This is a genomic window from Pseudomonas sp. Pseusp11, assembly GCF_047304405.1.
GTDB lineage: Bacteria > Pseudomonadota > Gammaproteobacteria > Pseudomonadales > Pseudomonadaceae > Aquipseudomonas.
Genome location: NZ_JBGLZF010000028.1, coordinates 37,103 through 57,772 on the forward strand (window position 1 = coordinate 37,103; position 20,670 = coordinate 57,772).

26 protein-coding genes are annotated in these 20,670 nt (G+C 59.2%); 5 read left to right on the top strand and 21 right to left on the bottom strand.

Features of this window, described 5'->3' with window-relative positions; all coding sequences use genetic code 11:
• Window positions 1-5: 5 nt before the first annotated feature.
• From ndk to trmJ, 11 genes are all read right to left on the bottom strand, one after another.
• Entirely contained in the window at window positions 6-431 is a 426-nt protein-coding gene (gene ndk / locus ACCC96_RS21280) for a nucleoside-diphosphate kinase (protein WP_007903599.1), read from the bottom strand.
• A gap of 92 nt (window positions 432-523) precedes the next feature.
• On the bottom strand, window positions 524-724 hold the full coding sequence (iscX, locus tag ACCC96_RS21285) for a Fe-S cluster assembly protein IscX (protein ID WP_007941386.1): 201 nt from the start codon (window positions 722-724) through the stop codon (window positions 524-526).
• A 14-nt stretch (window positions 725-738) separates the two neighbouring features.
• A complete protein-coding gene (fdx, locus tag ACCC96_RS21290) occupies window positions 739-1,080 on the bottom strand; it encodes an ISC system 2Fe-2S type ferredoxin (protein WP_007941387.1) in 342 nt (113 codons plus the stop codon).
• A 3-nt stretch (window positions 1,081-1,083) separates the two neighbouring features.
• Window positions 1,084-2,946 carry a Fe-S protein assembly chaperone HscA gene (hscA, locus tag ACCC96_RS21295; RefSeq protein WP_019647769.1) on the bottom strand — a complete coding sequence of 621 codons (1,863 nt, stop codon included), beginning with the start codon at window positions 2,944-2,946 and terminating at the stop codon, window positions 1,084-1,086.
• A gap of 51 nt (window positions 2,947-2,997) precedes the next feature.
• Window positions 2,998-3,519, bottom strand: coding sequence for a co-chaperone HscB (gene hscB / locus ACCC96_RS21300; RefSeq protein WP_018927068.1), 522 nt, complete (start codon window positions 3,517-3,519; stop codon window positions 2,998-3,000).
• 8 nt (window positions 3,520-3,527) lie between these two features.
• Entirely contained in the window at window positions 3,528-3,851 is a 324-nt protein-coding gene (gene iscA / locus ACCC96_RS21305) for an iron-sulfur cluster assembly protein IscA (RefSeq protein WP_007941391.1), read from the bottom strand.
• Window positions 3,852-3,885: 34 nt separating this feature from the next.
• Window positions 3,886-4,272, bottom strand: a complete 387-nt coding sequence (gene iscU, locus ACCC96_RS21310; RefSeq protein ID WP_003443374.1) for a Fe-S cluster assembly scaffold IscU — start codon at window positions 4,270-4,272, stop codon at window positions 3,886-3,888.
• Window positions 4,273-4,357: 85 nt separating this feature from the next.
• Entirely contained in the window at window positions 4,358-5,572 is a 1,215-nt protein-coding gene (locus tag ACCC96_RS21315) for an IscS subfamily cysteine desulfurase (RefSeq protein WP_413696824.1), read from the bottom strand.
• Between the two features lie 50 nt (window positions 5,573-5,622).
• Complete coding sequence (gene iscR, locus ACCC96_RS21320) at window positions 5,623-6,114, bottom strand: Fe-S cluster assembly transcriptional regulator IscR (protein ID WP_003227911.1); 492 nt, start codon at window positions 6,112-6,114, stop codon at window positions 5,623-5,625.
• A 184-nt stretch (window positions 6,115-6,298) separates the two neighbouring features.
• On the bottom strand, window positions 6,299-7,075 hold the full coding sequence (gene cysE, locus ACCC96_RS21325; RefSeq protein ID WP_413696825.1) for a serine O-acetyltransferase: 777 nt from the start codon (window positions 7,073-7,075) through the stop codon (window positions 6,299-6,301).
• A gap of 2 nt (window positions 7,076-7,077) precedes the next feature.
• Window positions 7,078-7,848: a tRNA (cytosine(32)/uridine(32)-2'-O)-methyltransferase TrmJ gene (gene trmJ, locus ACCC96_RS21330; protein ID WP_019647767.1), complete on the bottom strand. Its 771-nt coding sequence runs from the start codon at window positions 7,846-7,848 to the stop codon at window positions 7,078-7,080.
• 145 nt (window positions 7,849-7,993) lie between these two features.
• On the opposite strand from trmJ, the gene suhB reads away from it, so the two are divergent.
• On the top strand, window positions 7,994-8,812 hold the full coding sequence (gene suhB / locus ACCC96_RS21335; RefSeq protein WP_007941397.1) for an inositol-phosphate phosphatase: 819 nt from the start codon (window positions 7,994-7,996) through the stop codon (window positions 8,810-8,812).
• A 256-nt stretch (window positions 8,813-9,068) separates the two neighbouring features.
• Here suhB and rplS read toward each other — a convergent pair whose 3' ends face one another.
• The 5 genes from rplS to ffh all read right to left on the bottom strand — a co-directional run bounded on the left by rplS (window position 9,069) and on the right by ffh (window position 12,640).
• Entirely contained in the window at window positions 9,069-9,419 is a 351-nt protein-coding gene (gene rplS, locus ACCC96_RS21340) for a 50S ribosomal protein L19 (RefSeq protein WP_003175895.1), read from the bottom strand.
• Between the two features lie 45 nt (window positions 9,420-9,464).
• On the bottom strand, window positions 9,465-10,238 hold the full coding sequence (gene trmD, locus ACCC96_RS21345; RefSeq protein ID WP_413696826.1) for a tRNA (guanosine(37)-N1)-methyltransferase TrmD: 774 nt from the start codon (window positions 10,236-10,238) through the stop codon (window positions 9,465-9,467).
• Entirely contained in the window at window positions 10,220-10,756 is a 537-nt protein-coding gene (gene rimM / locus ACCC96_RS21350; protein WP_413696827.1) for a ribosome maturation factor RimM, read from the bottom strand. Before rimM ends, trmD begins: the two co-directional genes overlap by 19 nt.
• A gap of 5 nt (window positions 10,757-10,761) precedes the next feature.
• Window positions 10,762-11,013, bottom strand: a complete 252-nt coding sequence (rpsP, locus tag ACCC96_RS21355; RefSeq protein WP_003198088.1) for a 30S ribosomal protein S16 — start codon at window positions 11,011-11,013, stop codon at window positions 10,762-10,764.
• Between the two features lie 250 nt (window positions 11,014-11,263).
• Window positions 11,264-12,640 (bottom strand): signal recognition particle protein, encoded by a 1,377-nt coding sequence (ffh, locus tag ACCC96_RS21360; protein ID WP_007941401.1) that lies wholly within the window; start codon window positions 12,638-12,640, stop codon window positions 11,264-11,266.
• A gap of 210 nt (window positions 12,641-12,850) precedes the next feature.
• Here ffh and ACCC96_RS21365 point away from each other — a divergent pair, with 210 nt between their 5' ends.
• From ACCC96_RS21365 to ACCC96_RS21375, 3 genes are all read left to right on the top strand, one after another.
• The gene (locus ACCC96_RS21365) at window positions 12,851-13,663 is read left to right on the top strand and encodes an inner membrane protein YpjD (protein WP_019581062.1); all 813 of its coding nucleotides are present in this window, start codon (window positions 12,851-12,853) and stop codon (window positions 13,661-13,663) included.
• 12 nt (window positions 13,664-13,675) lie between these two features.
• Window positions 13,676-14,911, top strand: a complete 1,236-nt coding sequence (locus tag ACCC96_RS21370; protein WP_413696828.1) for a transporter associated domain-containing protein — start codon at window positions 13,676-13,678, stop codon at window positions 14,909-14,911.
• A 320-nt stretch (window positions 14,912-15,231) separates the two neighbouring features.
• The gene (locus ACCC96_RS21375; protein WP_019647762.1) at window positions 15,232-16,548 is read left to right on the top strand and encodes an MFS transporter; all 1,317 of its coding nucleotides are present in this window, start codon (window positions 15,232-15,234) and stop codon (window positions 16,546-16,548) included.
• 42 nt (window positions 16,549-16,590) lie between these two features.
• Here the strand turns inward: ACCC96_RS21375 and purT are convergent, their stop codons facing one another.
• The 5 genes from purT to ACCC96_RS21400 form a co-directional block, all read right to left on the bottom strand.
• Window positions 16,591-17,772 (bottom strand): formate-dependent phosphoribosylglycinamide formyltransferase, encoded by a 1,182-nt coding sequence (gene purT / locus ACCC96_RS21380; RefSeq protein ID WP_413696829.1) that lies wholly within the window; start codon window positions 17,770-17,772, stop codon window positions 16,591-16,593.
• Window positions 17,773-17,862: 90 nt separating this feature from the next.
• On the bottom strand, window positions 17,863-18,330 hold the full coding sequence (locus ACCC96_RS21385) for a preQ0 transporter (protein ID WP_413696830.1): 468 nt from the start codon (window positions 18,328-18,330) through the stop codon (window positions 17,863-17,865).
• A gap of 211 nt (window positions 18,331-18,541) precedes the next feature.
• Entirely contained in the window at window positions 18,542-18,757 is a 216-nt protein-coding gene (locus ACCC96_RS21390; RefSeq protein ID WP_413696831.1) for a DUF1289 domain-containing protein, read from the bottom strand.
• The gene (locus ACCC96_RS21395) at window positions 18,754-19,278 is read right to left on the bottom strand and encodes a gamma carbonic anhydrase family protein (RefSeq protein ID WP_007936184.1); all 525 of its coding nucleotides are present in this window, start codon (window positions 19,276-19,278) and stop codon (window positions 18,754-18,756) included. Before ACCC96_RS21395 ends, ACCC96_RS21390 begins: the two co-directional genes overlap by 4 nt.
• A 68-nt stretch (window positions 19,279-19,346) precedes the next feature.
• Window positions 19,347-19,946, bottom strand: coding sequence for a CoA pyrophosphatase (locus tag ACCC96_RS21400; RefSeq protein ID WP_018927081.1), 600 nt, complete (start codon window positions 19,944-19,946; stop codon window positions 19,347-19,349).
• A gap of 146 nt (window positions 19,947-20,092) precedes the next feature.
• Here ACCC96_RS21400 and ACCC96_RS21405 point away from each other — a divergent pair, with 146 nt between their 5' ends.
• On the top strand, window positions 20,093-20,644 hold the full coding sequence (locus ACCC96_RS21405) for an NUDIX hydrolase (protein WP_413696832.1): 552 nt from the start codon (window positions 20,093-20,095) through the stop codon (window positions 20,642-20,644).
• Window positions 20,645-20,670: the final 26 nt, after the last annotated feature.

Consider the following 20,670-nt stretch of genomic DNA (forward strand, 5'->3'; position numbering starts at 1 on the left):
AATGCTTAGCGAGTGGTTACTTCAGTAGCTGCGAAGAAGTACGAGATTTCGCGAGCAGCAGCGGCTTCGGAGTCCGAACCGTGTACGGCGTTGGCGTCGATGGAATCAGCGAAGTCAGCGCGGATGGTGCCGGCAGCAGCTTCTTTAGGGTTGGTAGCGCCCATCAGTTCACGGTTCAGAGCGATAGCGTTTTCGCCTTCCAGAACCTGAACGACAACCGGACCGGAAATCATGAAAGCAACCAGGTCGTTGAAGAAACCACGAGCGCTGTGCTCAGCGTAGAAGCCTTCAGCTTCGGCTTTGGACAGTTGCTTCAGTTTCGAAGCTACAACGCGCAGGCCAGCTTTTTCGAAACGAGTGGTGATCTCGCCGATAACGTTTTTTGCAACAGCGTCAGGCTTGATGATGGAGAAAGTACGTTGAACAGCCATGGTGTAACTCCAGAAACGGTAATTTGCGAAAAATTAAACCCGCGAATTATACGCGGGTTCTTTGGTATTGCCTAACTGCGTACGGTGCAGACTCAGTCTGCTTCTTCGATCCAGGCCGCCTGAATGGCTTCAAGCACCTTCTCGCCACCGCGGGTCGGATCATCACTGAACTCCGGCAATGCCAGCACCCACTGGTGCAGATCGACGAAGTTCACGTAACGCGGGTCCACATCCGGCTTTGACTCAGCCAGCTGGATCGCGATTTCCAGCACATCAACCCATTTCAGGCTCATGAAAGTTCCTTGAATCAGTGCGGCGCTTCGGCTGCATGGTTGAGCGAGTATTTCGGAATTTCGACGGTCAGGTCTTCAGTCCCGACTTTTGCCTGACAGGCCAAGCGTGACTGGGCTTCCAGCCCCCAAGCCTTATCAAGATAGTCTTCCTCCAGCTCATCAGCCTCTTCCAGCGAGTCAAAACCCTCACGAACGATGCAGTGGCAAGTGGTGCAAGCGCAGACGCCGCCACAAGCGCTTTCCATCTCGATATGGTGTTCATGGGCCAGTTCGAGGATGGAGATGCCAGGCTCAGCCTCCACGACCATGCCTTCCGGGCAAAACTTCTCATGTGGCAGAAAAATGACCTGCGGCATCAATTATTCCTCGATTTCATTCAGATTGCGCCCCGCCAGAGCGGCTTTCACCGTCGAGTCCAGGCGGCGGGCAGCAAAGGCATCGGTCACTTGCGACAGACGCTTGGTCTGCTGCTCAATGGCGTAACCATCGGTGCCTTTCATCAATTCGGTCAGTTCCTGCATCTGCAATTCGATGACCATGCGTTCTTCGGCGTCGAGCAAGCGTTCGCCGTCGACATCCAGAGCACCCTGCACTGCCTCGATCAGGCGCTGGGCATCGACCTGCTGCTCACGCAATACGCGGGCGACCTTGTCGTCATTGGCGTGCTGGAACGAATCCTTGAGCATTTTGGCGATTTCGCCGTCGGTCAGGCCGTAGGACGGCTTGACCTGAATGCTGGCTTCGACACCCGAACCCAATTCGCGGGCCGAGACACTGAGCAGACCGTCGGCGTCGACCTGGAAAGTCACGCGAATCTTTGCAGCACCCGCGACCATCGCCGGAATACCGCGCAATTCGAAGCGCGCCAGGGAGCGGCAGTCGCTGATCAACTCACGCTCGCCCTGCAATACGTGGATCGCCATGGCCGACTGGCCATCTTTGTACGTGGTGAAGTCTTGGGCCCGGGCAACAGGGATGGTGGTGTTGCGCGGAATCACCTTCTCCATCAGGCCGCCCATGGTTTCCAGCCCCAGGGACAACGGAATCACGTCGAGCAACAGCAGTTCACCGCCGTCACGCTTGTTGCCGGCCAGGGTATCGGCCTGGATCGCGGCACCGATGGCCACAACTTGATCCGGGTCGATTTCGGTCAGCGGTTCGCGACCGAAGGCTTGCGCAACGGCTTCGCGAACGCGCGGCACGCGAGTCGAGCCGCCAACCATGACCACCGCGTGAACGTCTTCCAGCTCAATGCCGGAATCACGCACCGCACGACGGCAGGCTTTCAGGCTGCGAGCAACCATTGGCTCGATCAGCGCATTGAACGCTTCACGGGTCAGCCCGGCCTTCCAGTCGCCATACGCGACTTCGACGGACGAGGAGTTGGTCAGGGCTTCTTTGGCCGCACACGCGGTTTGCAGCAGATTGCGCTGCTCGCCCGGATCGAGGTCGGCCGACAGACCGGCACTCTCGATGATCCAACCAGCAATGGCGTGATCGAAGTCATCGCCACCCAAAGCGCTGTCGCCGCCGGTAGCCAGCACTTCGAACACACCGCCGGTCAGGCGCAGAATCGAAATATCGAAGGTGCCGCCGCCCAGGTCATAAATGGCAACCAGGCCTTCAGCCTGTTGATCCAGACCGTAAGCCACCGCAGCAGCGGTCGGTTCATTGAGCAAGCGCAGCACGTTCAGGCCGGCCAGCTTGGCCGCATCCTTGGTGGCTTGACGCTGAGCATCATCGAAATAGGCCGGAACGGTGATCACTGCGCCGACCAGTTCGCCACCCAAGGTCGCTTCGGCGCGCTGACGCAGCACCTTGAGGATATCGGCGGAGACTTCGACCGGGCTTTTCGGGCCTTGCACCGTGTCGATGAACGGCATGTGCGACTCGCCGTCGACAAAACGATACGGCAGCTGATCGCCCAATTGCTTGACGTCGGACAAACCACGTCCCATCAAGCGCTTGACCGACAGCACAGTGTTCAGAGGATCGGTAGCGGCAGCCAGTTTGGCCGATTCGCCGACTTCGACGCGATCGGCGTGATAGCGCACGGCAGACGGCAGGATAACCCGCCCTTGCGCGTCGGCCAGAGGCTCGGAAAGACCACTGCGCAATGCAGCGACCAGCGAATTGGTAGTGCCCAAGTCGATCCCCACAGCCAGACGACGCTGGTGCGGTTGAGGACTTTGGCCGGGTTCGGCGATCTGCAGTAGGGCCATCGTGATCAGGACTTATCTGTATATCAGGCGTGCGACCGGAGCGGCACTGGGTTAATCGTCGAGGCGCTCTTCTAACTGGCGCACTTCGTAGGTGAGCTTGTCGAGGAACTGCATGCGCCGCATCAGGCGTTCGGCCCGTTCACGTTGCGCTGCATCATTCCAGCAAGCTGCGAAGCTTTGGTTCAGTTCATCCTGAGCGGCTTTGAGGCGGCGCTTGAACGTGGCAATACCCGCCATGTCGGCGCTGTCCTGCAGATCCTCAAGCTCTTCACGCAACTCCATCTGCTGCAGAAGAAATTCCGGATCATGCACCGTGACCTCCAGCGGCAACTCGCCACCACTCAATGCGAGCAAGTATCGCGCGCGCTTGGGGGGGCTTTTGAGCGTCTGGTAGGCCTCGTTGAGGCTCGCGGATTGCTCGAGCGCCAGCCGCTGCTCGCGCTCGGAAGCGTCGGCGAAGCGGTCCGGATGAACGCCGCGCGCCAACTCACGGTAGCGCGTAGCCAGCTGATCGAGGTCCAGATTGAAACTCGGTTGCAGCTCAAATAAAGCGAAATGACAAGGAGTACCCACAATCAGCCTCAGATGTTGAAGCTTTCGCCGCAGCCACATTCACCGCGTACGTTGGGGTTGTTGAACTTGAAGCCTTCGTTCAACCCTTCCTTGACGAAATCAAGCTCGGTGCCGTCCAGGTACGCCAGGCTTTTCGGGTCGATGATCACTTTCTCGCCGTGACTTTCGAACACTTGATCGTCCGCGCCTACCTCGTCGACAAACTCCAGCACATAGGCAAGGCCGGAACAGCCCGTGGTGCGAACACCCAGACGAATCCCATCACCCTTGCCGCGCCCGTTGAGGGAGCGTCGCACGTGTTGAGCAGCCGCTTCTGTCATGCTGATAGCCATCGGTGACTCCTTACTCGTCGCCAAATCTTGAAAGTCAGATCAAGCCTTTCTTCTGCTTGTAGTCGCGAACGGCCGCCTTGATAGCGTCTTCCGCAAGTACGGAGCAGTGAATTTTCACTGGCGGCAGGGCCAGTTCTTCGGCCAGTTGAGTGTTCTTGATGGTCTCTGCTTCATCCAGAGTCTTGCCTTTCATCCACTCGGTCGCCAGGGAGCTGGAGGCGATTGCCGAACCGCAACCGTAAGTCTTGAACTTGGCGTCTTCGATGATGCCTTGCTCGTTGACCTTGATCTGCAGACGCATCACGTCGCCGCACGCCGGAGCGCCGACCATGCCGGTGCCGACATCAGGATCTTCTGCATCCATCTTGCCGACGTTGCGCGGGTTCTCGTAGTGGTCGATGACCTTTTCGCTGTAAGCCATGATTCTTAATCCTCACTCATCAGGAGTCGCTCTTGAAGCCCTGCCAATCGTGGATTCGCAGGGCCCGGTTGCGGCGACTTGAATATCAGTGTGCCGCCCACTCGATTTTCGAAATGTCGACGCCGTCTTTGTACATGTCCCACAGCGGCGACAGAGTGCGCAGCTTGGTGACGGCCTCGCAGACTTTCTGCGCGGCGTAGTCGATTTCTTCTTCGGTGGTGAAACGGCCGAAGGTGAAGCGAATCGAGCTGTGTGCCAGTTCGTCGTTGCGGCCCAGGGCGCGCAGCACGTACGAAGGCTCAAGCGATGCCGAGGTGCAGGCCGAACCCGACGAAACCGCCAGATCCTTGAGCGCCATGATCAGCGACTCGCCTTCGACGTAGTTGAAGCTCAGGTTCAGGTTGTGCGGTACGCGGGCGGTCATGCTGCCGTTGACGTACAACTCTTCCAGGCCTTCGACCTGTTTGAAGAAGCGGTCGCTCAGCGCTTTGATGCGCGCACTCTCGGCAGCCATGTCTTCCTTGGCCACACGGAACGCTTCGCCCATGCCGACGATCTGGTGAGTCGCCAGGGTGCCGGAACGCATGCCACGCTCGTGACCGCCGCCGTGCATCGTCGCTTCGATGCGCACACGCGGCTTGCGGCTGACGTACAACGCGCCGATGCCTTTAGGGCCATAGGTTTTGTGGGCAGAGAACGACATCAGGTCAACTTTCAGTTTCGACAGGTCGATCTCGACCTTGCCGGTGGACTGAGCAGCGTCGACGTGGAACAGGATGCCCCGGGAGCGGGTCAGCTCACCGATGGCAGCGATGTCGTTGATGGTGCCGATTTCGTTGTTCACGTGCATGACCGATACCAGAATGGTGTCGTCACGCAGGGCAGCTTCGACCATTTCCGGAGTGACCAGGCCATCTTCACGAGGATCGAGGTAGGTCACTTCGAAACCTTCACGTTCCAGTTGGCGCATGGTGTCGAGGACAGCCTTGTGCTCAATCTTGGTGGTGATCAGGTGTTTGCCTTTGGTGGAGTAGAAATGCGCCGCACCCTTGATTGCCAGGTTGTCGGACTCGGTGGCACCGGAGGTCCAGACGATTTCACGCGGGTCGGCGTTAACCAGGTCAGCGACCTGACGACGAGCGTTCTCGACGGACTCTTCGGCTTTCCAGCCGAACACGTGGGAACGGGACGCCGGGTTACCGAAGTTTCCGTCGACCAGCAGGCATTCACTCATCTTTTGCGCGACACGCGGATCAACCGGGGTGGTCGCAGAGTAATCAAGGTAAATCGGCAATTTCATGGACTATCTCCTAAATCAGGCTGGCTGGCGTGCCGCTAGCTCTTTGGCTGTCATTCGACGGCGGACGCTTCAATCTTGTCCAGGCGTGGCGCCTTGCTGTTGCAACGACGCTGGTCCTGACGCTGGGCTACTTCTTGCACCTCACGGCGAGTTACAAGGTCAGCCAAGCTGATACCGCTCAGAAATTCGTGAATCTGCAGGCTAAGATCGCACCACAAATGGTGAGTCAGACAGGTGTCGCCGGAATGGCAATCGCCCTGGCCCTGGCACTTGGTTGCATCGACCGATTCGTTGACCGCATCGATTACCTGGGCGACCTGGATGCCCTGCATGTCGCGGGACAATTGGTAGCCACCGCCCGGACCGCGAACACTGGACACCAGATTGCTACGGCGCAATTTGGCGAAAAGCTGCTCGAGGTAGGACAGGGAGATGCCTTGGCGCTCGGAGATATCGGCCAGGGACACCGGCCCATGCTGCGCGTGTAACGCCAGGTCAAGCATGGCGGTCACGGCGTATCGGCCTTTTGTAGTCAGTCGCATGGACAATTACCACGGAGTTCGGAATGGGGCGAGTATGCAATTCCCGAGTATTTAAGTCAACTATAAGACCTAGTGCTTTACTCAGGTTTACCCGCAAAAGAACGCGCGCATCATAGCAGGGTCTACGGCGTAATGGCACACCAACCAGCGCGGTGCAAATGCCTGAATGCGACCCTGCCGTGAATCAGCTGGCCTTGCTTTCGTCCTTGCCCTTCACACAGGCAAAGTCTTCTTCACGCAGCTCAGGCAGATCCTTGGCACAGTAATTACTGCCCAGATCCTTCAGCGCTCCACACATACCCTCCAGACGCCCATCGACCGCTTGCAAGTGATCGAGCAATTGGCCGATCGCCCGGGCCACCGGGTCCGGCATGTCTTCGCCGACTCCGTAGGCATCGAAACCGATCTTCTCGGCCATGGCCTTGCGCTTGGCATCCTGCTCATCGTCGGACTTGACGATAATCCGCCCCGGAATCCCCACCACCGTCGCACCCGGCGGAACCGCCTTGGTGACCACGGCATTGGAACCCACCTTGGCCCCGGCACCGACAGTGAATGGGCCGAGCACCTTGGCGCCCGCGCCAACCACCACGCCATCTTCCAGGGTCGGGTGACGCTTGCCCTTGTTCCAGCTGGTGCCACCGAGGGTCACGCCCTGATAAAGGGTGACGTCGTTGCCGATCTCGGCGGTCTCACCAATAACGATGCCCATGCCATGATCGATAAAGAAGCGACGACCGACCTTGGCCCCCGGATGAATCTCGATTCCGGTCAACCAGCGACCGAAGTTCGACACCAGCCGCGCCAGCCATTTCAGCTCTGCGCACCACAAGAGCGACGACAGGCGATGGATCCAGATAGCGTGCATGCCCGGATAGCAGGTCAGAACCTCGAAAGTATTACGCGCCGCCGGGTCACGATGAAAAACACTTTGGATATCTTCACGCAAACGCTCGAACATCATTAATCCTTCCGCTTTAGAAGCTCGCCACGGGCCGCCTTCTGGGTTTCCGTGAGGATGCCACGCAATATATTCATTTCCGCCCGGCTGACCGAGCTGCGTCCGTACAACCGGCGCAGACGCGCCATCAAGTGCCGTGGTTTTTCCGGGTCGAGGAATTCGATGGCCACCAGGGTTTGCTCCAGGTGCTCATAGAATCGCTCCAGCTCATCCATGGTCGCCAACTCACCACTCTTGGTGGATGCCACTTCCTCCTTCTCGACCTTGCTCGGCTGACCTTGGGCCGCCAGCCAGGACATGCGCACTTCATAGCTCAACACCTGCACCGCCGCCCCAAGGTTCAGCGAACTGAACTCAGGGTCAGATGGGATGTGCACGTGATAATGACATCGCTGCAGCTCTTCGTTGGTCAGGCCGGAATCTTCACGGCCGAACACCAATGCGATCTCGGCACCCTGCCCCGCTTCCTCGACCACCCTCACACCGCACTCACGGGGATCGAGCAGCGGCCAGGGAATGCGACGATCACGGGCGCTGGTACCCAGTACCAGATTGCAGCCGACCAAGGCATCTTCCAAGGTGGCGACGACTTGCGCGTTTTCAAGGATGTCCCCGGCGCCGGACGCACGCGCATCGGCCTCGTGGTGCGGGAACAACCGCGGCTCGACCAGCACCAGTCGCGACAGGCCCATGTTCTTCATGGCACGCGCAGCACCGCCGATATTTCCGGGATGACTGGTATTGACCAGGACGACACGAATGTTTTGCAGCAAGGGAGGCGCTCTCGAACACATTATCGGGAGCAGAATCTTACAGCTCCTCCTACCGTTAAGCCATGAAAGCGAACACCGACCTTCTCCTGTAGAAACTTTCTGATAGAATGCCCGGCTTTCTTTAACAACCTTAGGTGACACATCCATGCAGCCCATGCTGAATATCGCGCTGCGCGCCGCCCGCAGCGCCAGTGAATTGATTTTCCGCTCCATCGAGCGCCTGGATACCATCAAGGTCGACGAAAAAGACGCCAAGGATTACGTATCCGAGGTGGATCGCGCCGCCGAACAGAAAATCATCGACGCACTGCGCAAGGCCTACCCGAATCACTCGATCATGGGTGAAGAAACCGGCCTGCACGCAGGCACCGGCATCGAAGGCGAAGAATACCTGTGGATCATCGACCCACTGGACGGCACCACCAACTTCCTGCGCGGCATTCCTCACTTCGCTGTCAGCATCGCCTGCAAATACCGCGGTCGCCTGGAACATGCTGTTGTTCTGGACCCGGTTCGCCAGGAAGAATTCACCGCCAGCCGTGGTCGCGGCGCTCAACTGAACGGTCGTCGCTTGCGCGTCAGCGGCCGTACCAGCCTGGACGGCGCCCTGCTGGGCACCGGCTTCCCGTTCCGTGACGACCAGATGGACAACCTCGACAACTACCTGGGCATGTTCCGCGCCCTGGTTGGCCAGACCGCCGGCATCCGCCGCGCCGGCTCGGCAAGCCTCGACCTGGCCTACGTGGCTGCCGGCCGTTTCGACGCCTTCTGGGAGTCAGGCCTGTCCGAGTGGGACATGGCTGCAGGCGCCCTGCTGATCCAGGAAGCCGGCGGCTTGGTGAGCGACTTCACCGGCGGTCACGACTTCCTGGAGAAAGGTCACGTCGTTGCCGGCAACACCAAGTGCTTCAAGGCAGTACTGACAGCGATCCAGCCGCACCTGCCAGCTTCGCTGAAGCGCTAAGCGCCCAAGCCCAAAAAGCCGCAACACTTAAAGCAAACGCCCCGACTGGTTCGGGGCGTTTGCTTTTGTGCGAACAAGACCCCCAAGTTAAGCCATAACGCGATCAGTAGCCGCCGGCGAAGTCTGCCGCTACAGAAAGCGCGCCGCAGTTTTTTATATGCAGCCATAACGAAAAATGCCCCGTATCTTTCGATACGAGGCATTTTCTTGAAAAGCCAACCTGAGCAGGCCAGCTTTTCGGCATCGGAAGCTGGACTTAAGCCAGTTTTTCCTTGATGCGAGCTGCTTTACCGGACAGGTCACGCAGGTAGTACAGCTTGGCCTTACGTACATCACCGCGACGCTTGACAGCCATGCTGTCGATTTGCGGGCTGTAGGTCTGGAAAGTACGCTCTACGCCAACACCGTTGGAGATTTTACGAACGGTGAAAGCACTGTTTACGCCGCGGTTACGCTTGGCGATAACTACACCTTCGAACGCTTGCAGACGCGAACGATCGCCTTCCTTCACTTTCACCTGAACGACAATGGTGTCGCCCGGGGCAAAGGTAGGGATCTCTTTAGTCATCTGCTCTGCTTCGAGTGCAAGGATGATTTTGTTAGTCATGCTGTGCTCCTAAGGTAAATCGTCGGATCTACCATCGATACGTTGTTAACTATCGTCCCGCTCGCGGATGTATTCCTCGAGCAGCTTCTTCTCTTCTCCAGAAAGCGAGCGGCTTTCCAGAAGATCGACGCGTCGTTCATAGGTCCGACCAAGGGACTGCTGTAAACGCCAACGCCGGATGTGCGCGTGATTGCCACTTAGCAATACGTCGGGAACACGCTGATCCGCATACACCTCCGGTCGGGTGTAGTGCGGGCAATCCAGCAAACCATCCGTAAAGGAATCTTCCTCGGCGGAGTCCGCATGCCCTAAAGCTCCAGGCAGCAGTCGTGTAACCGCATCGATCAGGACCATCGCCGGCAGCTCGCCGCCAGACAGTACATAGTCGCCAATCGACCACTCTTCATCGACATGAGCATCAATAAAACGCTCGTCAATGCCTTCATAGCGGCCGGCAATCAGGATCAATGCATCCAGATTCGCCAACTCGCGTACCGCCGACTGAGTCAGTTGACGGCCTTGGGGGGACAGGTAAATTACCTTCGCCGCCTCCCCGGCTGCTGCCTTGGCCTGAACCAGAGCATCTTCCAGGGGCTTGATCTTCATCACCATGCCCGGACCACCGCCAAATGGGCGATCATCCACAGTGTGATGTCGATCCGTCGTGTAGTCTCGCGGATTCCAACAGGTAAGCTGCAACAGCCCCTGTTTCACCGCCCGACTGGTGATGCCGTACTCGCTGATGGCGGAGAACATCTCGGGAAACAAACTGATCACTTCTACGCGCAGGTTAGCCACGTCTAGAAGTCCGCATCCCATTCCACCTTCATCTCGCCTGCAGCAAGGTCGACAGCCAACACGCATTGCCCGGTATACGGCAACAGGCGTTCACGATCATCCAGGCTGCCAGCGCAAGGCTTGACCACCATTACATCATTGGCGCCGGTTTCCAGAAGATGATCGATTTTCCCGAACAGTTGCCCGTGAGTATCGATGACCTTCAGACCTTCCAGCTGGTACCAGTAGTACTCGCCGTCGGTCAATTCAGGGAACAGATTGCGCGGCACGCAGATCTCATAACCAGCCAGAAGACGAGCTTCTTCACGATCATCAAGACCCTTGAGCTTTGCGACCAGGAACTTGTCGTTCCCGCGCCCACTGACCAGCTCGACCTGTTTTACGTTGCCTTCGCGCTTGAGCGTCCAGGTTTTGTAGTCCAACAGGTTTTTAATCGGATCAGTAAAGGAATACACCTTCACTTCGCCGCGAACGCCGTGAACAGAATAAATCTTGCCGATAACGATCAAATCATCAGCAACAGCTGGCGTCGCGTTCATATTGCTCAGGCCGCAGCCTTAGCAGATTCCTTCAACAACTGAGCAACGCGCTCAGAAGGTTGTGCACCAACGCTCAGCCAGTAGGCTACGCGCTCTTGGTTCACGGACAGACGAACTTCTTGACCACGAGCAACAGGGTTGAAGAAACCAACCTGTTCCTTGTGCGAACCGTCACGCGGGTTGCGGCTGTCGGTTACGGTCAAGTGGTAAAACGGGCGCTTTTTGGAGCCGCCAAGGGCAAGACGGATTGTTAGCATGTGAACATCGTTCCTGTAGTCGGTGCTGCAAATCTAAATGCACAGCGGGCATAGGTGCCCGAAAGGCCGCATATTCTAAGGAATATCCGGACTTTTGCAAATGTCTTTTTCCGGCGCCTATCGGCGTGCCATCCAGATTTGCTATAGAGCCATCGTTGAAGATGGCCAGTCAGCTCCCGCCAAGTGCGGGTTTGCTGGAGATCCCACGTCCGTGTGGGTCGGCGCAGGAGCAAGCTCCTGCGCGAATTCTTTACATCTTGGGCATGCCGCCGCCGGGCAACATACCGCCCATGCCGCGCATCATTTTGGCCATTCCGCCTTTGGCGGAGAATTTCTTCATCATCTTCTGCATCTGCTTGTGCTGCTTGATCAAGCGACCGATGTCCTGCACCTGGGTGCCGGAACCCATGGCGATCCGGCGCTTGCGCGAACCACTGATCAGCTCAGGGTCGCGGCGCTCGGCCGGGGTCATGGAATTGATGATGGCTTCCATCTGCTTGAATTGCTTCTCTGCCGCGCCCTGGGCATTGCCCATCTGCGCCAGGTTCACACCACCGATATTCGGCAGTTTGTCCATGAGGCCGCCGAGACCGCCCATGTTCTTCATCTGTTGCAGCTGATCGCGGAAGTCTTCGAGGTCGAAGCCCTTGCCCTTCTTCAGCTTCTTGGCCAGTTTGTCGGCCTTGTCCTTGTCGAGGGTCGCTTCGGCCTGTTCGATCAGGCTGAGCACGTCGCCCATGCCGAGGATGCGCGAGGCGATACGCTCAGGGTGGAACGGTTCGAGCGCTTCGCTCTTCTCGCCCATACCGATGAACTTGATCGGCTTGCCGGTGATGGCACGTACCGACAGCGCGGCACCGCCACGGGCATCGCCGTCGACCTTGGTCAGGATCACACCGGTCAGCGGCAATGCATCACCGAAGGCCTTGGCCGTGTTGGCGGCGTCCTGGCCGGTCATGGCATCGACCACGAACAGGGTTTCGACCGGATTGATCGCGGCGTGCAGCGCCTTGATCTCGCCCATCATCTCTTCGTCGATATGCAAACGACCGGCGGTATCGACGATAACCACGTCGATGAATTTCAGCTTGGCTTCTTTAATAGCCGCTTGCGCGATATCGACCGGCTTCTGGCTCAGGTCGGACGGGAAGAACGTCACGCCGATGTCGTTAGCCAGGGTTTCCAGCTGCTTGATCGCCGCCGGACGGTAAACGTCCGCGGACACGACCATGACCGACTTCTTCTTGCGCTCCTTAAGGAAGCGCGCCAGTTTGCCGGCGGTGGTGGTTTTACCCGCACCCTGCAAACCGGCCATCAGAACCACGGCCGGTGGAACGGCGCTCAGGTTCAGGTCTTCGTTGGCCGCACCCATCAGGCTTTCGAGTTCGGCCTGGACGATCTTCACGAAGGCCTGGCCTGGCGTCAGGCTGCGCGACACCTCGGTGCCGACAGCGCGCTCCTTGACCGAATTGACGAAGTCTTTGACCACCGGCAAGGCGACGTCGGCCTCGAGCAACGCCATGCGCACTTCACGCAGGGTGTCTTTGATGTTGTCTTCGGTCAGCTTGGCCTTGCCGGTGACATGGCGCAGCGTCTGCGAGAGACGGTCGGTTAAGTTTTCAAACATTGCGCGATCCTTTCAGGCCCTGTGTAGACCGGGATAATGGCGGCCCAGACCGGAATCAACATGTGCTCGGCGAGCCTGCGGCGTGGGCAGGTCGCGGATTATAGCGAAGACTGCGTCTGGCGGACACCTCGCCGTCAGCTTGTATAGTCTTTCGTGCCGTATGGGTTCTATGCCAAACTCAACGCCTTTCGGGCCTGCCTAACAGGATTTATGCTCCCCTTGTCACCCAGCTTGCTTACCACTCTCGCCGCCGCCTGCTTATATGCCGCTGCGACCTTCTATCAAGGCACTCGCCTGGCCACCGGCGCCAAGGCGAACAAACGCCTGTTGGTCACGCTCGGCGTACTGGCCGTGCTGGCCCACAGTGCCAGCCTGATCAGCTATCTGCTGACTCCGGTCGGCCTGGCCCTGGACTTTTTCAGCGCCGCCAGCCTGATTGCCGCAGCGGTCATCGCCCTGACCTTGCTGGCCTGTTCACGGATTCCGGTGGAAAACCTGCTTCTATTGCTGTTCCCGCTGGGCGCCGCAACCGCGCTGCTGGCGCAGTTCGCCCCCGCCGGTACAGTGCAGATCATTGACGAAGAGCCAGGTATTCTCGCCCACATCCTCTTGTCGATCCTCGCTTACGGCATGTTCACCATCGCAGTGTTCCAGGCCTTGCTGCTGCTGGTTCAGGACCATCAGCTCAAGCACAAGCATCCGTCCGGGCTGATCAAGAACTTCCCGCCGCTGCAAACCATGGAAAGCCTGCTGTTCGGTTTCCTCTGGGCTGGCTGGAGCCTGCTGTCGCTGTCGCTGATTTCCGGCTGGCTGTTCGTCGAGAACCTGTTCGCCCAGCACCTGGTGCATAAAACCCTGCTGGCATGCCTGGCCTGGATCGTGTTCAGCGTGCTGCTCTGGGGGCGCAACCGTCTCGGCTGGCGCGGACACAAAGCCATCCGCTGGACCCTTGCCGGTTTCTGCCTGCTGATGCTGGCATATTTCGGCAGCAAGCTGGTCCGCGAATACATTCTGCACATCTGACGGGCGGCATTAATGGACGACTTGCCCATAGGGCCGATGCTTGCGGTGCTGGCCCTGCTGATTCTATGGTCGGGGCTGTTTACCGCCATCGAAGTTGCACAACAGCAGTTGCTGGCCCAACGCACAGCCTCGCGCTCCAGCGACAAACCCGTGGCCAAGCTGAGTTTTCCGCTCAATAGCCTGATCCTCTGCAATACCCTCTGCCGCGCGCTGGTGGTGGTCATCAGCACCTTGCTGGCGATTTTCACCTGGGCACAAAACGGCCCCTGGATTGCCTGCCTCGGTGCCGGCGCAGTGTTGCTGGTATTCGCCGACTACCTGCCACGCGCACTCGCCGCCCGCTATCCGGATGCCGTCCTGGCCTTGGGCAACACACTGCTCGGCATACCGTTGAAAATCGTCTATCCCGCCGCATGGCTACTCAATGGCATCAGCCAACTGCTGATGCGGCCATTCGCCCGCAAGGTCAACGTGGTGCAGCAAAGCGAAGACGAGGCACCAGCAGATCGACACGACGATCACGAACACGCGGCCTATCGCCCACTGTCAGGTATCCACGCGCTGGATAACATCACGGTCAACGATATTCTGGTGCCACGCAGCGACGTCGACGGGATCAACCTGGACGACCCCCTCGAAGAAATCATCGAGCAACTGCGCCACAACAAACGCACCCGCCTGCCGGTATTCCACAGCGACATCAACCAGGTTGAAGCGGTGCTCAACACCCGACAGATCCGTCATTTGCTGCCGGATTCAAGCCTGACCGTGGAAGCGCTGCTGGCGGCCAGTCACGAACCGTACTTCGTGCCGGAAAGCACGCCGTTGCAGCTGCAATTGCTGAACTTCCACAAGCAGCAGAGGCGCTTGGGCATGGTGGTCGACGAGTACGGGGAAGTACTGGGTATCGTGACCCTGGAAGATATTCTCGAAGAAATCGTCGGAGAGTTCGAAAGCCAGCACACCCTGGATAACCCGCACATTCACCCGCAGGCCGATGGCCGACTGGTAATTGATGGCGCAGCGTCCATCCGCGAACTGAACAAGAGCCTCGGCTGGCATTTGCCCAGCGATGGTCCGAAAACCCTCAACGGCCTGGTGACCGAGGCGCTGGAGACGATTCCGGACAGTGCGGTGTGCCTGAAGATCGGGCGATATCGGCTGGAAATTCTGGAGACGGAAGAGAATCGCGTCACACGCGTGCTGATCTGGCATACCAGCTCAGCGCCTGCCCTTTCCAAAATCTGACACGCTCCTTTGTGGCGAGGGAGCTTGCTCCCGCTGGACTGCGAAGCAGGCCCGATCACAGACAGCGCGATCACTCTGAAAGAATGCATTCAGCCGTTTGCGGCCGCTACGCGCCCGAGCGGGAGCAAGCTCCCTCGCCACAATAGCCATCGCATCCTCCAAGCCGCTTGTTGAATCATTAGCTGCCTTCCTATAATCAAGCTGCTTACCAAGCCCCGCCACACCCCGTGCTACCCGCACTCTGCGTTAAACCCACATCCCTGGGTATTCGACCATAATAATTCGCTCCACTGGGGCACATGACTGTCAGGGATAACTGCATGACGACCAGCACAACGTTCAGCGACACCACGCCAGCCCAACCGACGAACTCCGCCACCCGCGTGGCTACCGCGAGTTTCATTGGCACGGCTATCGAGTTCTATGACTTCTACGTCTATGCCACTGCCGCGGCGCTAGTGATCGGCCCGGTGTTCTTTCCGCAAACCTCCGGCACCGCGCAGATGCTGTCGGCGTTCATTACCTTCGGTATCGCCTTCCTTGCACGACCATTGGGTTCGGCGCTGTTCGGCCATTTCGGTGACCGCATCGGACGCAAATCGACACTGGTTGCCTCGCTGCTGCTGATGGGTGTGTGCACCACGCTGATTGGTGTGCTGCCGGGTTACGACAGCATTGGTGCTTGGGCGCCGATCCTGCTTTGCGTGCTGCGCTTCGGCCAGGGCCTGGGGTTGGGCGGTGAATGGGGCGGCGCCGCATTGCTGGCCACGGAGAACGCGCCCAAAGGCAAGCGAGCCTGGTTCGGCATGTTTCCGCAGCTCGGCCCATCGATCGGGTTTCTGGCGGCCAACGGCCTGTTCCTGACCCTGGCCATGAGCCTGAACGACGAGCAGTTCCGTTCGTGGGGCTGGCGGATTCCGTTCCTGCTCAGTGCCGCGCTGGTGATGGTGGGCCTGTACGTACGCCTCAAGCTCCACGAAACCCCGGTGTTCGCCAACGCCGTGGCTCGCCAGGAGCGGGTGAAGATCCCGTTGGTCGAGCTGTTCAGCCAATACTGGGCACCAATGCTGCTGGGCGCCGGGTCGATGGTGGTGTGCTATGCACTGTTCTACATCTCGACGGTGTTTTCGCTGAGTTACGGCGTGTCGACGCTCGGCTACACCCGGGAAACCTTCCTCGCCCTGCTGTGTTTCGCGGTACTGTTCATGGCGGCCGCGACACCGCTGTCGGCCTGGGCCAGTGATCGTTTCGGGCGCAAGCCGGTGCTGATCATCGGCGGCGTGCTGGCGATTCTGTCCGGATTCTTGATGGAACCGCTCCTGACCCATGGCTCGACCTGGGGCGTGGCGTTGTTCCTGTGCATCGAACTGTTTCTGATGGGCGTGACGTTTGCGCCAATGGGCGCGCTGCTGCCGGAGCTGTTTCCAACCCACGTGCGCTACACCGGCGCATCGGCTGCGTACAACCTGGGCGGCATTGTCGGCGCCTCGGCGGCACCGTTCTTTGCGCAAAAACTGGTGGCGATGGGTGGTTTGAGTTATGTCGGCGGGTATGTGTCGGGGGCGGCGGTGCTGAGCTTGATAGCGGTGCTGTGCCTGAAGGAGACGCGCAATAACGATTTGAATCGGGTTGCCTGATAGACCGCCATCGCGGGCTTGCCCGCGATGGCCCCGCCTCGGTTACAGCTCTACGACGACAGCTTGGGACGCGCGGGTCGCCTTGGCACGAGCGGCCTCGATCGACTCATCACGCGCCAACGCCACACCCATCCGCCGCTGACCATTGACCTCAGGCTTGCCGAACAGACGCAACGCAGTATCCGGCTCGCTCAAGGCTGCACCCAGGTTGGCGAAAGCAGTCTGAGTCGACTGCCCTTCCACCAGAATCACCGCCGACGCCGATGGGCCGAACTGACGGATCAATGGAATTGGCAGGCCCAGGATCGCCCGTGCGTGCAGCGCGAACTGCGACAGGTCCTGGGAAATCAGGGTCACCAGACCGGTGTCATGCGGGCGCGGCGAGACTTCGCTGAACCACACCTGATCACCCTTGATGAACAACTCGACGCCAAACAGGCCACGACCGCCCAAGGCTTCGGTGACCGCTTTGGCAACGCGCTCGGATTCCGCCAAGGCAACCGGGCTCATGGCTTGTGGCTGCCAGGATTCCTGGTAGTCGCCCTTCTCCTGACGGTGACCGACAGGCGCACAGAACGTAGTGCCGCCGACGTGACGCACGGTCAGCAGAGTGATTTCGTAGTCGAAGTCGATGAAGCCTTCAATGATCACGCGGCCTTTACCAGCGCGGCCGCCTTCTTGAGCGTAATCCCAGGCTTTCTGCACGTCATCGACGCTGCGCAGCAGGCTCTGGCCCTTGCCCGAGGAACTCATGACCGGCTTGACCACGCACGGGAAGCCTAGGTCTTCGACCGCCTTACGGTAATCCTCGAAGGTGTCGGCGAAGTGGTACGGCGATGTCGGCAGGTCCAGCTCTTCAGCGGCCAGGCGGCGGATGCCTTCGCGGTTCATGGTCAACTGTGCGGCGCGGGCAGTCGGGATCACGGTGAAACCTTCGGACTCCAGCTCCACCAGGGTCGCGGTGGCGATGGCTTCGATTTCCGGCACGATGAAGTGCGGTTTCTCGGCTTCGATCACCGCACGCAGGGCGGCGCCGTCGAGCATGTTGATCACATGGCTGCGATGGGCGACTTGCATGGCCGGCGCATTGGCGTAGCGATCCACGGCAATCACTTCAACGCCCAGGCGTTGCAGCTCGATCACCACTTCCTTGCCCAACTCACCACAGCCACACAGCAATACGCGGGTCGCGGTTGGCGACAATGGAGTTCCGATACGGGTCATCTCAGGTCCTCAAAGGAGCGGATCATCGAGGGAAGCGCGCTTCCCATGGGGAGAAAGCGCGGCATTTTACATGAACCTGAGGGTTTGGCTTCAGCTGACGACGGCCTGTTTGCGCAGGCGCCAGGCCATGGCCAACCAGACCACGGTGACGCCCGCGAACTTCGAACCCAGCGCGGTGAGGATCACGCCCGGCGTGAGCGCATCGATCATGCCAAAGAAGATGAAGGTGTCCAGCGGGATGCTCAGGGCCGAACTTATCCACAGGCGATCGTGCAACGGGCGCTTGGTGAGGCTGAACACCAGCCAGTCGATGCACTCGGACACGGCGAACGCCGTGGCACTGGCGAGAGCAATTGAGGGATCGGAGGTGACGTAAGACAGCCCCAGCGCCACCAGCATCGCCGCGATCGCGCCATGGCCGAAGCGGGTTTGCACCATGTCGCGCAGCACGAACACCAGGCCACCCCAGGCCGACCAGATGATGTCCAGGTGCGGGGCGGTGGAAAAGGCGTAATTGATCAGCACGACACTGCTGATGTAGGCGATCAGAAAGAGCATGGGACGGGGGATACCTGTCAATTTTGTGCACAGGGTACTTCATCTTCAGCGCACAGATAACCTGTGGCGAGGGAGCTTGCTCCCGCTGGGGCGCGAAGCGGCCCTGAAATCTGGGGTGGGGTGGCCTGTCAGATGGAATGTATTGGTCAATTTTGGGGCTGCTTCGCAGCCCAGCGGGAGCAAGCTCCCTCGCCACAATGCACCAAACGATTCAGGAATCGGATTTGGAAGGCAACATCCAGATCAACCCACTCGATTTCGCCCGTTCATGACACAGCCCCAACACCTTGCGCCGTTCCTCGTTGTCCATCCGGCTCCAGCGGGTGATCTCTTCCACCGTGCGCTGACACCCGGTGCAAATGTCATCCTCATCCAGCGCACAAATGCTCACGCACGGCGACGGGACCGGTCGTTCATTGGCGCTCATTGTTCCTGCTCGACCAGATCGCGGGCATAACGCTGCGAGTTGTGCACATAGTGTGCGGCGCTGGCTTCAAGCATCTTCTTCTGCGGCTCGGTCAGCTCGCGTACCACCTTGCCCGGCGAGCCCATGACCAGCGAACCGTCCGGAATTTCCTTGCCCTCACCGATCAGCGAGTTGGCGCCGATGATGCAGTTCTTGCCGATTTTCGCGCCGTTGAGGATCACCGCGTTGATGCCGATCAGGCTGTAATCGCCCACCGTGCAGCCGTGGAGCATGGCGTTGTGGCCGATGGTCACGCCGGTGCCGATGGTCAGCGGGTAGCCCATGTCGGTGTGCATCACGGTGCCGTCCTGCACGTTGCTGTTCTTGCCGATCAGGATCAATTCGTTGTCGCCACGCAACACGGCGTTGAACCAGACGTTGGCGCCCTCTTCCAGTTTGACCTTGCCCACCAGCACGGCATTGGGTGCGACCCAGCTCTGCGGATGGGTCTCGACGCGGGCGTCGCCCAGGCGGTATTTCATCTTGTTGTCCTCACGACCAGGCTGGCTCACTAGCGAAAAGCAGGATTCACGCCATACGAGCGATGGCTTCAGGTGTTGATAAAACTCTTGGGCGGTTGATGCAGGCTGATTTTCGCGTCATAGAGCAGGTTGATCAACTCGACGATCATGATCGCCGTCAACCCCCAGATCTTGTACTCGCCATAACGATAGCTCGGCACGTACCAACTGTGGCCTTGATAGTCGATGCGGTGGGTGTGCTCGCGCGGGTCCTTGCGGAAGAATTCCAGGGGCACGCTGAACACTGCGGCGATCTCGGCATCGTTGGCCAGGTATTCGACGAAATCCGGAATCACGCCGACATAGGGCGTGACCTTGATGCCGTGCAGGGAGATCAGCGGGCTCAGTGGGCCGATCACTTCGACCAGCCCCGGCGGCAGGCCGATTTCTTCTTCGGCCTCGCGCAGAGCGGTAAAGATCAGATCAGGGTCTTCAGGGTCGCGTCGACCGCCGGGAAAAGCGACTTCACCGCCATGGGTCGAGAGCCCGCTGGCGCGAAGGGTCAGGACCAGTTCCGGTTCGTCACTGCGCGTGATGGGCACCAATACCGCGGCTTCGGGGAAACGTCGGTCGGTTTCCAGCGTACGCGGTGTGTGATTGCTTACCCGGTGCAGTAGCTCGTCCAGCATGAGTCTTCTCGATCTGTGCCTTACCCTGCATCATGCACCAATCGCACCGGCCGCCCAACCCCCGAACAGCCTCATGTCGCGAAACGACAACTTGCCGACCGACACCGCTGCACGCCAAGATAGGCGCAGCATTCAGGAACCCAAGCATGAAATTTTGCAGTCAATGCGGCAACCCGGTGACCCAGCGCATTCCCGAAGGCGATTCACGCCTGCGTTTTGTCTGCGACAGCTGTCACACCATTCATTACCAGAACCCCAATATCGTCGCCGGTTGCGTGCCAACCTGGGGTTCAAAGGTGTTGCTGTGCCGTCGCGCCATCGAGCCACGGCTCGGTTACTGGACCCTGCCCGCCGGTTTCATGGAGAACGGTGAGACCATTGAACAGGCCGCGATTCGCGAAACCGCCGAAGAAGCTTGCGCCCGGGTACGTAACCTGAGCATCTATACGCTGATCGATGTGCCGCACATCAGTCAGGTGCATGTGTTCTTTCGCGCTGAGCTTGTGGATCTGGATTTTTGCGCAGGCCCCGAGAGCCTGGAAGTGCAGCTGTTCGAAGAGGCCGACATCCCTTGGGGCGAACTGGCTTTCCGCACGGTGGGCCGTACATTAGAATGCTTCTTCGCTGACCGGCGGACCGAGGTCTACCCCGTGCGGTCCGAATCGATCCCGCCACTCGCTCAGCCTGCCATCATCTAAGCACTTGTTAGTAAAAAACCATCTAT